This window comes from Armatimonadota bacterium (assembly GCA_018268395.1).
GTDB lineage: Bacteria > Armatimonadota > Fimbriimonadia > Fimbriimonadales > Fimbriimonadaceae > JAEURO01.
The window spans coordinates 315,530-330,976 of record JAFDWQ010000001.1; the positions used below are offsets into that span (position 1 = coordinate 315,530).

Below are 15,447 nucleotides of genomic sequence, written 5' to 3' on the forward strand. Positions count from 1 at the left end.
CAGCGGCCTTCTGGTGTACCTACGTCCCACGGCTTCAGAGCGTTCCGTCGCCGAACCTGGGTCTAGGACGGAAACGGAGCCAAACGGAACAAAAGGCCTTGTCGTGAATTCTCGGTTATTTTGACCCTTTCTGCAAGGGCGAGACCAGGCACCCATACGGGCCCCGCCATGTCGCACACGATCGGAAGCCTTGAGCGGGCGGCCTGCGTCAAGCGGGATTCCTGGAACAGGTCGCTCAGTTTCTTCGACCCGGACATCCCCAAAGGCACGATCGAGTCGCCCGGAGTCGCGGCCCTCAAGTGGACGCCGGCGACCAAAGCGTCGGCATCGACGACGGCTTCGAGCGCGCCGCGGGGCCGTACGAAGCCTTCTGTCGGCGCGACGACGGATTCGAGCGCCCACCCGAAGTAATCGCTTTCCAACCGACCGGGGACCGTCAACAGCTCCCGGTGTGGCCCGTCCGGAGCCAGGTTGCGGGCGTGAAGCACACCCTCGGACCACTCGATCGCCGCTTCCCCCCCTTCCAGGGTCCAGGAGCCGGTGGTGGACTCCAAGGACGACATCAGGCGCAAGGTCGCGTCGTGGTCGAGGCCAGGGCCGAAGAAACCTGCGAGCAGTCGTAACGCCCGGACCGACGCCACCCGCGGGGCCGCCAAGACTTTCGGAAGGTCGAACGCGGCCTCGCAGTCCTTGGTCAAGAACCACAATCGGCCGTTCAATCGGACTTCGGCCGACTCCAAGACCCCCGCAGCGATGCCGTTCAGGAACGCCGTTTCCTCCGCCGCGATCGCCGCGAGCCGGACGATCGATCGGGCGGCTCCGGGGTGGGCCGCTTCGAGACCTGGGACGACCTCGGCCCGGATCCGGGAGCGGGCGTTCGCGAGATCGTCGTTCGCAGGATCGTCGTGGAACCACAGGTCGAGCTCCGTACAGTAGCGGCGGGTCTCTTCGCGGCGGAAGTCGAGGAGAGGCCTCACGAGGCCTTCGGACTTCGCGGGAATGCCAGAAAGGCCGTCTAGACCCGTACCTCGGGCCAAATGGAAGAGGACGGTCTCGATCTGGTCGTCCATCGTGTGGGCCGTCGCGACCACGTCACAGGACGCGGCCGCTTTCGCCGATGCGAACCAGGAGTACCGGGCTTTGCGACCGGCTTCTTCCAATCCGATTTTAAAGTCGCGGGCGATCGCAGGCACGTCCGCCGTCCCCCCGACGAACTCGACCCCGAGGCTGTCAGCGAACGCGGCGCAACGCTCGGCTTCGGCTCCGGCTTCGGGCCGTTGAAGGTGGTTCAGGTGGGCGGCGACCACGTCGATTCCGCAACCGTGCAACAAATGGAGCAAGCACGTCGAGTCGGCTCCGCCCGAGTAGCCTAAAAGGACTCTTGCGCCGGCCGGGATCAGCCCGGTAGATTGGAGGCTCGCCCGGAACTCGCTCAGCACTGCGGAAGGGTACCGCCTGAGCCCCGGAAGGGCGTGACGACTATGGACGCTTCAAGTCTTAGCCAAGGTGGACGCGAAGGAAGAGCGGGCTAGGACGCCCGGCCCTCGCTTCCGCCAGAAAGGAACGGTGGATCACGATGGCGAGGAGACCGGACAACACGAAGAGCGGGAACCTGGCGGAACGGCTGCGAGCGCTGGTCGCGTCGAACGACACGAGGTTCATCCAGGAAGAACTCGCGACCGAACGCGTCGAGGACATCGCGTCCGCGTTGGGCCGCCTTCCTCTTGAGGAGGGGCTCGAAATCCTGTCGCACCTTGAAGAGCTCCAGGCCGCGAACGTCATGGTCGAACTACCGACCGAGACGGCACGCCGGTTCGCGTCGGAACTTCCCGATCCGATCCTGGCCGCTTATCTTGACGTCCTTCCGATGGACGACGCGATCGATCTCCAAGAGGAGCTCGACCCTGAGCGGTTCGAAGCGCTCCTTCAGGTCATTCCTGACGAGGACGCCAAAGAGATCCGCCGCCTGATGCGCTATCCGAGGGGGTCCGTCGGCCGGATCATGACCGAGCGCTTCTTCGAAGTGCGTCCGGACACCACGATGTGGCAGCTCCTCGCCGATCTTCGAACGGCACCGCTCGAGAAGTACGAGACCGTCAACGACGTCTACGTCCTCGACGAAGAGGGGTTCCTCCAGGGCGTGTTCAGCCTTCGAAAGGCGTTGAGGGCCGACCCAGCGACCGAGGCCTCGGAGATCATGAAGCGGGACATGGTCGTCTCGCACGCAGATGAACCGGACGAAGACGCCGCGCGGCGCATGGCCAAGTACGGGTTCTACGGTCTCCCGGTCCTGAACGAGCGGGGCCGGATGATGGGGCTGTTCACGGGTGACGACGCCCAGACGATCCTTCGCGAGGCCGACACGAAGGACGTGCTCGCCCTTGGTGCCGTTTCGGGTACCGCCGAGTCCTACGTCTCGCTCGACGTCTGGCAGTTGTTCAGAAGGCGGTTCCCCTGGCTCCTTGGTCTGTTCGTCGCGGAGTCCTTGACGGGCCAGGTCATGCGCCACTACGGTCGCGGCGAAGACCTCAATTTGGCCCCGCTGACGTTTTTCATCCCGTTGATCATCGGCGCGGGTGGAAACAGCGGGTCCCAGGTCACGACGACCATCACCCGCGCTTTGGCGATCGGCGAGATCAATCCGAAGGACTGGTTCCTGGTGTTCCGGCGCGAAATGGCGACGGCGCTTCTCATCGGAGCCGCGCTCGGGGTCGCTGGGTATTTCCGGGCGAGTCTGCCTTTCCCGCTCGGATGGTCGAGCGGGGCGACGCTCTCGATGGTCGTCGCGACGTCGTTGCCCGTCATCGTGCTTTGGGCCGCGACCGTCGGATCGGTGCTCCCCTTGCTCGCCAAGGCCGTCCGGCTCGACCCGGCCGTCATGAGCGCGCCCTTCATCTCGACGTTCGTGGACGCGACGGGCCTGATCATCTACTTCGAGATCGCCCTTGGCTTCTTTAAGACCCACTTACAATAGGCACGGTCTGCCCGTAGGATTGCCGGGACCGGACGAACCGCACTGAACCGACCGGCGCGGAGCGGCGTCAAATTTCGTGTCGCCGGCCAAAAATTGCGGAACAATCCCGTATCATGGTCGAGTTTCCCGTGGTGTGGGGCTCCGCACCCGTCGCGGACGAACCGACGCTTTCAAGAAGACATGTTGACGATCAAGACCCTTCGTAACCTGGCGATCGCTGCAACCGCCCTGGCGCCGTCTGCAGCCGTCGTCGCTCAGACGCCTCAATCCATGGCTCCTGCGGACCGCGACCTGGTCCTGCGCGACATGGAGAAGTACATCACCCAGAACGCCTATGTTCCGGGAGTGGACTTCACGAAATGGCCTGCCCTCGTCGCCAAACACAAAGGCGAGATCGATAAGGCCGACGACCAGATCAAGTTCACCAAGGTCATGAACGAGGCGTTGGAGGAGTTCGGCTTCAGCCACATCGTCCTCTTCTCGCCGCAACTGGCGGAAGCCCGGACGAACCGGAAAATGGTCGGACTCGGCATCCGGATCCAGCCTGAAGAGAAGGGCCTTCGGATCGTCATGATCTTCCCGGGAACGCCCGCCTTCGAAGCCGGCATGCACGAGGGCGACCTCATCATCGAGCGCGACGGCAAGCCCGTCAAGACGACGAACGACCTCGCGGGCGAAGAAGGCTCCAAGGTCAAGGTGACGGTCGACCGCAGCGGCTCCCGCAAGGACTTCGACATCACCCGCCGCGCGTTCTCGACCGACGTCCCCGAGACGATCAAATGGATCGATAAGGAAACGGCGATGGTGACGGTCCCGACGTTCGACCTCGGCTACAAGAAGTCGCGCGTGACCGACATCATGAACGAGGCGATGACGGCGAAGAACCTCATCCTCGACCTTCGCAGCAACGGCGGCGGCCAGGTCATCAACCTGCTCCATCTCTCGAGCTTCTTTATGGAAACGAACGTCCCGCTGGGCACGTTCGTGAACCGGAGCATGGCCAACGCCTTCGCGAAGGAAACGGGCAAGCCTGGCACCGACGCGCTCGAGGTGGCCAAGTGGTCCAAGAGCAAGCTCTATCCGAGTTTCGCGCGTTCCGAGCATTTCGAGGGCAAGATCGTCGTCCTCGTCAACGGCGGGACGGGGAGCGCGAGCGAAATGATGGCCGCGGCTCTCAAAGAGCAGAAGGGCGCCAAGATCGTCGGTTCGAAGTCGGCCGGTGCCGTGCTCGCGTCGCTGATGACGCCGATCGCCCAACGGTTCGTGCTGCAGTACCCGGTCATGGACTACGTCACCGTCAAGGGTCACAGGCTGGAAGGCAACGGGCTCGTCCCGGACGTTTCCGCCCCCGCGGCCCAATTCGGAAAGGAAGACGAAGCGGTCAAGCTCTCGCTCAAAGTCTTCACGTCGACGGACTGAATCCCCGTTGGCTCGACGAAAACGTAGGCCGCTCCACCCTTCGGGATGGAGCGGCCTCTTCATTGGCCCGGGAACCTTAAGCGATGAGCTTGCGGAACTGGTGTTTGCCGACTTTCAAGACCTTCCCGGCTAGTGCGTCGACCGCCAATTTCGCAAAGGGGTCTTCGACTTTCTCGCCGTCCAGGCTGACGCCGCCCTGCTTGATGATGTCCCGCGCGTTGCCGTTGCTCTTGGCCATCCCGAGCGCGGCGATGAGGGCGGCCAGCGGGACGTGGCCGTCCTGCACGAGGTCTGTCGGGACCTGGGCTTCCTCGGCCTCGACGGGCTGCTGCCGCTGGCTGAACGTCTCCCTGAAATAGGCGTCGGCGGCGTCGGCCGCTTCGGCGGAATGATAGAGGGAGACGATCTCCTTGGCCAGACGTTTTTTCGCCTCGTAGGGGTTGTCTGAAACGGCGGAACGGACCTCGTCCATCGGGACGTCGGTGCAGAGCTCGAACCAGTTGACGAGGAGTTCGTCGGGGATCGACATCGTCTTTCCGTACATGTCGTCCGGCGTGTCGATGACGCTGATGTAGTTGCCGAGCGACTGCGACATCTTCTCTTTGCCGTCGGTGCCGATCAGGAGCGGGCACAACATGACGACCTGGCTCTCTTGGCCAAAGTCGGCCTGTAGGTCGCGACCGACGAGGTTGTTGAACTTTTGGTCGTTGCCGCCGAGTTCGACGTCCGACCGGACCATGACCGAGTCGTAGCCTTGGCAGAGCGGGTACAGGATCTCGTGCATCGAGATCGGCCGGTGCTCGTTCCAACGTTTCGTAAAGTCGTCGCGCTCCATGATCCGGGCGACCGTGTACTTGCTGCAGAGCTTGATCACGTCGGCGAAGCCCATCGTCCCGAGCCAGTCGGCGTTGTACGTGATCTCCGTCTTGTCCGGGTCGAGGATCTTGTAGACCTGTTCGCTCACTGCGGCGACGTTGCGCTGGACGTCTTCGCGGGTGAGTTGCGGGCGGGTCTTGCTCTTGCCGCTGGGATCGCCGATCTGGGCGGTGAAGTCTCCGATGATCAAGACGGCGGTGTGCCCGAGCCGTTGAAAGTCGCGGAGCTTGCGGAGGACGACCGCCCATCCGAGGGTCACGTGGGCGACGGTCGGGTCGACGCCGAGCTTGACGCGCAAGGGCTTTCCCGACTCCAGCTTCTTACGCAGGTCGGCTTCGCTGATGATCTCGCACGTACCCCGGCGCAGCAGGGCGAGTTGCTCGTCCACGGTCATGGGAAGGTCGATTATAGCGTTTGGGACCGGTGGAACCGGAGTCCGACCGTAGGGTCGGCAAACGTCCGCCTGACAGGTCCGGTCGAACGGCGTCCCTGTGCACCGGACCGGTCGCTGAGGTACAATGAACCCCTTCGCGCGGGTGGCGAAATTGGTAGACGCACTACCTTGAGGTGGTAGCGCCCACAAGGCATGAAGGTTCGAGTCCTTTCCCGCGCACCATGATTCTTCGTAGGTTCAATTGAACCCGCCTCTTGGGCCCTTGTAGCCCACTCTTCTGGGCTACAACAGGTAGATATCCGTTGCGATCGCGGCCCTTTGTGGCTGAGAAAAAGTCCGTAAAATCGCAGGCATGAGGCCCATCTGCGTCGCGTCCCGCTTCCATCCAGTTGGGCAGGGGCTTTTCTATTCCGCTCACTTTTGTAGCGGGACAGACCGCCGATTCACATACGTGTTCGACTGCGGCACTCTTTCGAAGCAAGCCTGGCTCGCGCGCGAAATCAAGGGGCTAGGGGTTCCTCTCAACGGCGACCGGATTGACCTGCTCTGCATCTCCCACTTCGACCGTGACCACGTAAGTGGTGTCCGACGAATTCTTGCCGACCATGGCACGCGCGTGATTGTGATGCCGTACATGTCCTTGGCTGAACGGTTGGCGCTAGCCGTGGAAGACGATGCTGCAGACGACTACCTTGAATTCTTGATCGACCCGGCCGGTGCGCTTGTAGGAGCCGAAGGTGACAGCACTCAGGTTATCTTCATTGCAGCGGGGCCCGATCCAAGCGATCCTCCAAGCACGGACAGAGATGACCCTGATCGGCACTCAAACGAGGGTGACAACTATTCATTCGAACCTGACTTGCCAGAAGGAGATCCCAGTAGCGAGGCAGACTCACCACTTTCGAGTCCCCAGCTAAAGGGGCGCATTCGCATCTGCACGCACGATCAGCCGATCAATCTGCGGGGGCTTTGGGAGTTCGTTTTCTATAACGAGAACAGGCCCGACGTGAATCTCACTCATCTTGAAAAGCAAATCCTGGCATTGATAGCTAAGCACAAGGATGCGCGTGGAAAGTTCCAGTCAGCTGACTTCCTGCCCCAGGTTCGCAAGCTCTACGAGTCCACCTTTGGAACTGGCGGTCGAAATGCGAATCGAATTTCACTGGTATTGTTCTCCGGGCCCCAAGGTAGACGTCAACTCGATTGGCGACGCCATCATCCCTTTGAGATTGAATGCTATTGGTGTCTGGCCGAGCGGCTGCATTGTCTCCACCCCGACGATCAAGTTCATGCACGTGGTCACCTGATTGCAGGCAGCCTTCTTACCGGGGACATCTTCTTTGACAAGCCTGGAGCTGTCTTGGCAGCTCAGCGGCACTTCACTCGCAGGCGATGGAACAGGATCGAGACGCTTCAGGTTCCTCACCATGGCTCTAGCCATTCTTGGCATTCCGGCGCAGCAGACCTTTTTTCTCACTCGGTTAGCGTGGTGTCAGCAGCTTCCACCAACCGGAAGCACCCAGGCAAACTGGTGATTGAAGACTTGGATGCTACGTGGTTGGTGCGTGTGGACGAGCACAGGGGGCACTCGACATTTGGATGGATCTAGGCTACGCAGATTGGACTTGGGTCACCTCTGAATTGCCGTCCTCACACCGTAGATGATCCCAGAAGCGCTCCATCCACCGCCGTTTTTGTTCGATTTTCACGTGCGAATACCCATCGGTGGTACTACGCGCCGAATGCCCTGCGAGGGCCATGACCACCGTCCGAGGCGCTTCGACCTCATTGTCCATGAGGCTGATAAAGGTATGCCGGAGCTCGTGCGGGCTCACCCGAGGCACCTCCGCCTTCGTGCATGCCGCAGTGAGCTCCCGAGTGATGTTCTTTGGCCGGACATATCCGCCCTTCGAATCGGAGCACACCCAGATCCCACTCACTTGGCCAGCGTTCAGCAGAACTTCAAGCATCCCTTCGGACAAAGGGATGTCCCTTCGACTGTTGCTGGTCTTCAGAGACTGAGACACTTCGCAGCGTCCCTTGAGCTGAAGCACCTGCTGCCTGACTGAGAGCACGGCATCTTTGGAACAAGCCGCTCGAGTGACGCCGAGTGCTTCGCCGAGCCGTAGCCCGGCGCATCCTGCGAGCACCACAAATGGTCTCACGAGCGGCCCAGCAGCCGCGATTAGGGCCCTTAGCTCGTCGAAGGTCAGGGCGGTCTTTTCAACGGCATCCTTGGGCGCTAGACGCACAAACGCGAGGGGGTTGGAGACGATGATTTCGTCTGCCATCGCCAGCCGCAAAATGCCGGAGAGCACGATCTTCACTTTGCCGACACTCGACGCCTTCATGTCCTTTCCAAGTCCATTGAAAAAGAGTTGGAGCTCAGGTCGTTTAAGCTCTCTCAGGTCACGGTGCCCGAACTCTGGAACTACGTACTTGTCCATGGCCCAGCCAATCTGAGCAAGCCAATTCTGGCTTCGATGCTTGACCGTGGGAAGGTACACGTTCGAGTAAAAGGAGAATAGGGAGTAGTCGTCGGTCGTTCCGAATGACTTGGCCGCTTTGCGCGCGGCCTCGTCACTTGATGCGCCGAAGTAGTTCTTGCGTTTGAGGGTAACTGGATCGATTCCCTTTGCGGCCCAGAGCCCGGGTCGATGCTTCACTTCGTATGCTTTTGGTGTCTTCATGTCTGGGTTCTAGCACTTGGTCTCGCTCGGCGCGAAGTAGACAGATGGCTTCGTCTAAGTCGTCATAGGCATACCAGTCCCTCCGAAGCGGGCGGATGATTCGCCGGGCGCGAAGCTCTTCGAACATCGTCTTGGAGCAGCCAAGGTACAGGCGAGCCCCTGCGCTGTTGGTTCCGGCCGCCGGTCGAGGACTGTGGCTCATCTGGAACTCAGTGTCTCCGAGCCCTCGGAGAGGGACAGCTTCTTTCTTGACTTCTTTAGGCGGGACTAAAGCGCCCCAACCGAGAACCGAGTAGCATTCGAGGCAACAGGATTGAAGTGCCTGCTATGTCAAACGCGGCCACCAGAGACCCCGCCCAACAGATCATTGACGACCTTACCGAAGAACTCGAAGCACTACAACCTCGGGCTCTTGCCGCTGCGTCTTCGGTAACCGGAAGTAACTTCTCCCTTCAGAGTCTAAACGCAAAGATTGGAAGCAAATACAACGTCTATATGGACAGCGTGAGGGAGTCGTTCCAAAACGAACGAGACTTTCTCGCTCGATGGTTTCAGGGACTTCATGAGGCCTATTTGAAGGATAAAGCTGAGGAGGAAGCCCGAGAGGCCCGTGGCTGGCCGTCGCATCTTGATAACAAGTCCTCAACTCGACAGATACGCCTGCTTCAGAACCCTATTGTTCTTGAATATGCCAAAAAGCTCATTGTCCGCACCTTCTACCGAACGAGGCACGAGAGAACTCGTCACAAGCCACATGAGGATCTTTGGTCGCTTTGGTTCAATGAGAACAAGCAGATTTGGGGCCTGTTGATTTCGCCCGCCTATCGCAATGACGAATGGGTCAACGATAAGAGCGAAATGAGGCGAGCAGCGTTCGGCTACTGGACGGTTGGGCACATTCTGTCAACGGGGTTAGTGGTGCCCGGTAGCCGGGACAAGACGGAGTTTGCTGATGTAAATCAGTTGACGACCTTCTATCGAAATGTCCTCAGCAAGGGTTCTTGCTCACATTATGAGCAGGCCATTTACGATAAGTATATCGACTACGTCCGCAATTCGAGCAATCCCGACACGGAACCCTTGCTTATCCCTGAACTGCGCTACGAGGGTCGAGACAAGCAGCATAAGTACAGGTTGGACTTCTCCATTCTAAACTCCCACGTCCAGGAGCAGACGGGGTTTGAGCTCAGCCCAGCGTCCACGCACATGAACGTCAATGATACTGCGACGCCTATGACAAGGACGGCGGCAAACGCTTCGGTTTCAAAGAAGTGGAGCACTGAGATGCAGAAGCGGAACGATTACTTCGCCAAATTTGGCATCTCGGTCGTCACCTTTGCCGACTCTGATCTGCAGGAAATAGATAGCTGTTGGACAGTGATGAGGAGCTATCTCAAGAAGCGCCCTACGAAACCTCTGGTACTTGAAGATGAGCTTGACGCGCTCTTGAAGATTTAGTCGACGGGTAAGTCGGGAAAGCGGAAATGGCGTAGTCGGGCTCATCGACCTCTTGTAATGAGCCGGAAAAGCAGGGACAAGACAGCTCGCACAATGCCGACAAGTACATGGGCGCACGCCATCCAAAGCTTCTCTATGAAGCTCTGGCCACGAGGCCCGAACAGCCACGAAATCAGCACAGACAGGAAGCCGAAGGTGACCAAAAGTTCCAGCAAGTGGCCGAACCACAGTCGGAACACGAAATCAAGAGTCCGACCAAGTGACCCGAGAATGTGCGGGCCAATGGAGAAGCCAAGGACGCAGAGTCCCAAGATAAGAATTGGCCGAAGGTTGACCGAAGGCGTGCCGCGCGTAAGCTGGCGGCTACCACACTGTGAGCAAACCCGTGAGTTCACCGCGCTGACGTGGCCCTCGGGGCATCGCCGGTGACCCAGCGACGATCCGCATCCACCACAAAAAGGAGATCCGCGACGGGCAGCCCTGCCGCACTTCAAGCAAAGGATCACGAACTCACCTCCGTGCTAGCCTCTATAGCTGCGATGGTCGGCAGGGTAGTCACCCTCACTTCCAAACTCGGAAACTGGCTGGCCAGGGCCCGAATCAGTCGGCAGCGTCGTTTGCCGGTCGTCGCAAACAGCAGAGTTAGCGAACGGTTCGGATAGGTTGCCTTAAAGACCCCGAACTTAATGTAGGCATCGTAACTCTCCAGCTTTGCCTTTAGCTTGGAAGCCGAAGCATGCCCAAGGTCAACTTCCACAAAAACAGCTGCAGTCGGCTTTAGGATTGCTCCGTCTGGCCTCACATCAACCAGCGCGGAACGCACGCCGTGGGGGATGGAGAACCGATGTCGCACTTGCTGTTCATGGAGCCATGTCGAGCCACCAGCAAGCGCAATTCGCGCGTCGACGACCGCTATGGAGTGCGCGATGAAGCGAGGTGACCCCGTTCGCCCTGACACAAGAGCGGCAACCCGAGGCTCCAAAAGAGAGGCAGCCTTTCGCTTCACGGCATACAGGAAGAGGGCCGATTCCGAGAGGTGTTCCTGACCCAACCGTCGAATGAGGCCAGCCTTGCGAAGGGAGAGCAGCCTCGCATTGGCTCGCTGAGTGGAGCTAAAGAACCCCAAGGCAATGAGTTGGTTACGATTCACCACTTGGTGGAGCGCGATTTCTGTGAGCAGATTACGATCACGGGTGGTCAGCCTCACAGGTCACCTCCCAGTGTCCAGGGAGTGTCGTGAGACGTGAATCGCTCCCGTACGGTCACTGAGCGCTTGAGGTGAGCTTCAGCCTCTGCGCGAGGCAGAGCTCGCTTCAACACTTCCGTGCGATAGGTTTGCAAAACATCGTTCGTTGCCTGGATGTCGTGTAATTTGACTTTGCAAAACAGCGCCTCGTCGCCGCGCGGCATGAGCAGTGCTTCACCCGGAGCGAAGGAGACGAGCTCGTCCGCCGTGAATCCTTCGGGCAGTTCTCGCTCCAATTCTCGGGCATCCTGGTAGCCGCAGGAGAAGAGTGCCTGGAAGCCTACGTTGTTGCGGATCACCGACCGAAGCCGCGTGGGAAGTTGGGCCAAGTTCTGATGGCTCAGCACGAGCGACAGCTTGAAACGGCGACCTTCGGCGATCAGGCCCTCAAAAGCCTCGGTCGCCATCGCCTCGAATTCGTCAACGTAGAGGCGGGCTGGCACTCGCCGATCCTCCGGCACATTGACTCTGGCAAGCATGCTCCGAGTGATCGCCGCAACCACGAGGGCCCCGAACATGCGGCCAGATCGGTGGAGTTCGTCCACCGCCAGTGACACGAGCACGATGCTTCCCTTTCGAGAAAGTTCGTTCTCCAAATCAATTGGCTTTGGAGAGCCGAACACTGCCCTTAGCCCCGGAGTAGCGAGCAGGGGCGTTACCTTGTTCATGACCGGGAGTGCCCACGCAAGCTGCCTCTCTTCGGAAAGCCCTGCATATCGCTCAAAGAAGCCGTGGACGGTCGGCTCCTCACATTCCTGGAGGAGTTGGTTTGCAAACTCCATGTCGAACAGCACGCGTTCCAGATCGGTGACCGATCGCTGAGCATGCGCCAAGAGCAGCAGCGCGTTCCGAAGCGTCTCTTCGAGCTGCACTCCCCACGAGTCAGATTCGGATCGAACAACGTCAAGAAGGTGAAGCGACCGGACAAAAGGTTCGGACGACCCCGCGAGCGGGTTGAAGCCCACTACCCGCTCCTTTTCTCGCAGGTCAAGAAGGGTCACGCGCTCCGGCGCAACCTTCCGGGCCGCGCAAAGAGCAAGGACACGGTTGACAAGGTCGCCGCGCAAATCGACCACCACCACGCTGTGGCGCCGCTCAAGGTCTCGTGCAAGGAGCTCCAAGATGAAGTTGGTCTTCCCTGAGCCAGTAGCACCGAGAACGTAGAGGTGGCGCGCCAGTTGCTCGGGGCGCAACGCGACAGGTTCGCCCCAAGTAGAATCCAATAGGGACGTGCCGATTGTATGCAAAGGCAAAGCATTGGTAGCTGCCTTTCGTTCTTTCTGGCACAGTTCAGAGAGCCAAATGATCGGAGCTTCAATTAGCCGGAACAACCATTCCATGGCTCATGCTGGGAGAGCAACATGGCCGCTTCGAGAGCAAGCGCGGATTCTTTAGTCGCAACTAAAGGGACAGCCTTCGGGCAACGACTCCGCATCGCCATCAAGGAGGAGTTCGGCACGAACAAGGAGTTCGCCCGCGCCATGGGCGTCAGCGAAGGCCGCGTGTCTCAGATCCTCAAGGGAAGCGAGGTTCTCACGTCCGTCACGCTTGACGCCGTGCTCGCCAGCTTCTCGAACCTTGGCCGGCAGGAGCGTATTCACGCGGCCTGGATCGACACCTACGCGCCCGGGCCGATGCAAGGAGAGAATCTCCTTGACACCGAGTCTCAGGAAACGTTCCTGCAGTCCTTGCCTGAACTGATCCAGGCGGGCCGATCGAGAGAAGTGCTCCAGCGGCTACTTGAGGTGAGGAGTTACGTCGAGGACACTCAGCGCTGGATGCATTTGAGCCGGGCCACAACCGAGCTGGCCCTGCGACTCGAGCGACCAAGCGTGGCATTTGGCGTCGCTCAGGAGCTGTACGGACGAGCCACCGACTTGGGGGAACTTGGCTGGGCTGCTACCGGTCTCTGGACTGCAGCGATAGCGCTTCGCAACATGCCCCATCTCCCCGCCGCTGACACGATCCAGGGGCATGAACGGGCCGTGGAGTTTCTGGGTCAGTGGTCGCCCCCCAATCCAACGTTGAAACGTGACGCGACTCAGGCGCTCCAGCGCGATCGGGCCCTGACCCTCATTGCCGTGGCCGAGAAGCGATCAATACCACTAGAGCAATTCAGCCACGAGCACAAAATCCTTCAGGCTTCTCTCACCAGGATCGAGGATCCAACTGCCCTGGCGATCGGCACGGAAGTACTCGCTCGCTTGAGCCTTGCTGCAGAAAATCTGTTCCTCGCGGAAGAAGAACTCGAGAGCTCGCAGACCTTTCATCCCTCAGCTGAACACTCAATCAAGGGAGCCATTCTCCGAGCAAAGATCGAACACGGTCGCAGGGACTCACCATACCGAGACACCCTCACGTCGGCTCTTGAAGAAGCTTGGTGCACGGACGACCTCCACCACGTTCAGGTCATCGAGCGGCTTTTGATGAAACTTGAGCTGGGGCGGCCCCTATAGTTCCCGCCCTCCCGCCCTGTCTTGCTGCGCTGCTTCAGGGATCTTGTTCGTTGTCAGGTAGAGCAACGCCCCGAGCAGAGTTGCTCGGGGCGCTTGAACTCAGTTCAGGTTAGAAGGAGAACCGGACTTTCTTTGTCTGAATTCCTCCCCACCCAAAGACCTGTCTTGCCGGCGGGGCTGGTGGGGATAACCAGGCCGTCGCCGTTGTTCTTTCTAAATACTGTCTTTCTATTGTTGCTCCTCGGATTCTGAAACGCTATTGATTGCTTTCTGATACACCCTGGCGCGGGCACTGTGGATAAGTCCCTTGGTGCGCAACGATTGCACCGCTTTCCAAACCGTCTCACTGGAGCGTCCTGTGCGAACCATGAGCTTGCGGTACGGGAGCACCACGGTGGCGTTAGGCTTGTTCCAGCCGGTCGTTTGCCTGAGGAGGATCAAGAGGATCCTCAGCTCCGTGTCGGTGAGTGTTGGCAGGAGCACTTGAATCAGGTGGTTCGGAACCTTCGTCCACGGCGTCAGGGGCCGGGGCAGGTTGAGCTTTATCCTTGGCATAGTAGAACTCTTTAGGTGGGCTGTAGTTGTGGCGGATGGCCTCAATGATGAGGGCCTCCGGGCGCTTGGCTTTACGGAACGGGAGGAAGGCGAGTTGGCGCTCGATTTCGACGTAGGGGTGGCTCACGAGCAATTCGATGATGCCTTTGTGGCTCACACCGATCTTCATGAGCTCATGCCCAATCCGCGCTGCACGCTCCCGTCCAGTTGGGGAGTCTAGATCGTTCACGTGGTTTCTGCTAGAAATGAAATAATCCTAAACGACTGGGATTCAAGTTCGGAAAAGAAGGCGTAGTCGACGTCGTCTGCGCCGCGCGTTCCGATCTGGTACTTGATGAGCATGCGGGCAAGGGAGGGGCCGTCGATCACTTCGATCCGCACCGGCAGGTGGCTTCCGACCAGTTTTTCGGCGGATTTCGCAACGGATTGCGGCGTGACGATGAGGCCGAAGTCGGCCCTCCGGCGCACCACAGTTCCTGCCAGCTCGTCAAGCATCCTCAGACGCACCACGTCGTTGACGACCTTTACCACCACCTTGACCGGCAGACCACCAAGTTCGGTTTCGCAGAGGAGCTCATGTCCTCCGAAGCGCGTTTTTTGCTTGTTCTGCCTGCGGTCTAGAATCTGTACATCACCGAAGCCCGAGCGGGAAAGAGCTTTCGAGGTGAGGATGAGCAACGCATGCAGCGAGCTTGCTCGCAGCGCGTGCGCCATTGGTTCTGTCTTCACCGTGCTCCTTTCTCCGGAAATCCGGTGGGATAGTTACGAGTCACCCAGGTTCCTGGCTTGACTCCGCTAAATGCAGGTTTGATGGCTCCAAATTCATCGGAGGCTGTTTCCGGGAGGCACCCCGGGCAGCCAACTAGATCGCAGGCACAGCGAGTCAAGAACAGACCCGACTCCGCAATGAGGTCACCCGGGTGGATGGGGAACCCGAACGTCCGCTCCAATGCCTGCGCCAAGCGCATGACCATGAGAAAGGACGGATTCCGCATCCCATGGATGATCTTGGACACCGCGCCGGGTGTCACGCCCGCGTCGAGCGCGAGACGCGTTGTGCCTCGAAAGGCGTACCGATCTGAATGCGCCATCACATCGAGAAACCGATTGACGGCCGGCCCGAAGGCCTGGGTTGAGGGTGGGTGTTTCATACCTCCATCTCAACACACCGAACAAAAGCCGAGCAAGAACTCAGCCGTCGAGGCAACCGTTTCCAAAAGGGTTGTGGTGTTGAGAGACCATTGCACCATGCTCCACGCTCTTTGTATGTGGCTTCCCACCTTGAGCGAGCAGCAGGCAGTCGAATTCCAGGCCTTGGCAAAGGCTGAATTTAAGTTAGAGTTGGACTTGCCGACGGCACGCGATTGGGGGACGCGACT

Annotated in this window: 13 protein-coding genes and 1 tRNA gene; 6 read left to right on the plus strand and 8 right to left on the minus strand. The window is 59.6% G+C overall.

Annotated elements, in window-relative coordinates; all coding sequences use genetic code 11:
• Positions 1–62: 62 nt before the first annotated feature.
• The gene (tilS, locus tag JST30_01355) at positions 63–1,439 is read right to left on the minus strand and encodes a tRNA lysidine(34) synthetase TilS (GenBank protein ID MBS1712962.1); all 1,377 of its coding nucleotides are present in this window, start codon (positions 1,437–1,439) and stop codon (positions 63–65) included.
• A 137-nt stretch (positions 1,440–1,576) separates the two neighbouring features.
• On the opposite strand from tilS, the gene mgtE reads away from it, so the two are divergent.
• Complete coding sequence (gene mgtE / locus JST30_01360; protein MBS1712963.1) at positions 1,577–2,974, plus strand: magnesium transporter; 1,398 nt, start codon at positions 1,577–1,579, stop codon at positions 2,972–2,974.
• Between the two features lie 180 nt (positions 2,975–3,154).
• On the plus strand, positions 3,155–4,393 hold the full coding sequence (locus JST30_01365; GenBank protein ID MBS1712964.1) for a PDZ domain-containing protein: 1,239 nt from the start codon (positions 3,155–3,157) through the stop codon (positions 4,391–4,393).
• A 76-nt stretch (positions 4,394–4,469) separates the two neighbouring features.
• Here the strand turns inward: JST30_01365 and JST30_01370 are convergent, their stop codons facing one another.
• The gene (locus JST30_01370) at positions 4,470–5,663 is read right to left on the minus strand and encodes a tyrosine--tRNA ligase (GenBank protein ID MBS1712965.1); all 1,194 of its coding nucleotides are present in this window, start codon (positions 5,661–5,663) and stop codon (positions 4,470–4,472) included.
• Between the two features lie 136 nt (positions 5,664–5,799).
• Between JST30_01370 and JST30_01375 the strand changes: the two genes are divergently transcribed.
• Both JST30_01375 and JST30_01380 read left to right on the plus strand, forming a co-directional pair.
• A tRNA-Leu gene (locus tag JST30_01375) sits at positions 5,800–5,885 on the plus strand.
• 130 nt (positions 5,886–6,015) lie between these two features.
• Entirely contained in the window at positions 6,016–7,272 is a 1,257-nt protein-coding gene (locus JST30_01380; protein MBS1712966.1) for an MBL fold metallo-hydrolase, read from the plus strand.
• A gap of 1 nt (position 7,273) precedes the next feature.
• Here JST30_01380 and JST30_01385 read toward each other — a convergent pair whose 3' ends face one another.
• Positions 7,274–8,353 (minus strand): site-specific integrase, encoded by a 1,080-nt coding sequence (locus tag JST30_01385; GenBank protein ID MBS1712967.1) that lies wholly within the window; start codon positions 8,351–8,353, stop codon positions 7,274–7,276.
• A gap of 327 nt (positions 8,354–8,680) precedes the next feature.
• Between JST30_01385 and JST30_01390 the strand changes: the two genes are divergently transcribed.
• Positions 8,681–9,811: a topoisomerase II gene (locus JST30_01390; protein ID MBS1712968.1), complete on the plus strand. Its 1,131-nt coding sequence runs from the start codon at positions 8,681–8,683 to the stop codon at positions 9,809–9,811.
• Between the two features lie 502 nt (positions 9,812–10,313).
• On the opposite strand, the gene JST30_01395 is transcribed toward JST30_01390, so the two are convergent.
• Entirely contained in the window at positions 10,314–11,018 is a 705-nt protein-coding gene (locus tag JST30_01395; protein ID MBS1712969.1) for a replication-relaxation family protein, read from the minus strand.
• Positions 11,015–12,397, minus strand: a complete 1,383-nt coding sequence (locus tag JST30_01400; GenBank protein ID MBS1712970.1) for a DUF853 family protein — start codon at positions 12,395–12,397, stop codon at positions 11,015–11,017. The genes JST30_01395 and JST30_01400 overlap by 4 nt, the downstream gene beginning before the upstream one ends.
• A 21-nt stretch (positions 12,398–12,418) precedes the next feature.
• On the opposite strand from JST30_01400, the gene JST30_01405 reads away from it, so the two are divergent.
• Positions 12,419–13,513, plus strand: coding sequence for a helix-turn-helix transcriptional regulator (locus JST30_01405; GenBank protein ID MBS1712971.1), 1,095 nt, complete (start codon positions 12,419–12,421; stop codon positions 13,511–13,513).
• Positions 13,514–13,913: 400 nt separating this feature from the next.
• Here the strand turns inward: JST30_01405 and JST30_01410 are convergent, their stop codons facing one another.
• The 3 genes from JST30_01410 to JST30_01420 are packed head-to-tail and all read right to left on the minus strand — an operon-like array spanning position 13,914 to position 15,219.
• Positions 13,914–14,237, minus strand: a complete 324-nt coding sequence (locus JST30_01410) for a hypothetical protein (GenBank protein ID MBS1712972.1) — start codon at positions 14,235–14,237, stop codon at positions 13,914–13,916.
• 56 nt (positions 14,238–14,293) lie between these two features.
• Positions 14,294–14,797 carry a restriction endonuclease gene (locus tag JST30_01415; protein MBS1712973.1) on the minus strand — a complete coding sequence of 168 codons (504 nt, stop codon included), beginning with the start codon at positions 14,795–14,797 and terminating at the stop codon, positions 14,294–14,296.
• Positions 14,794–15,219 (minus strand): helix-turn-helix transcriptional regulator, encoded by a 426-nt coding sequence (locus JST30_01420; GenBank protein ID MBS1712974.1) that lies wholly within the window; start codon positions 15,217–15,219, stop codon positions 14,794–14,796. The genes JST30_01415 and JST30_01420 overlap by 4 nt, the downstream gene beginning before the upstream one ends.
• Between the last annotated feature and the right edge of the window lie 228 nt (positions 15,220–15,447).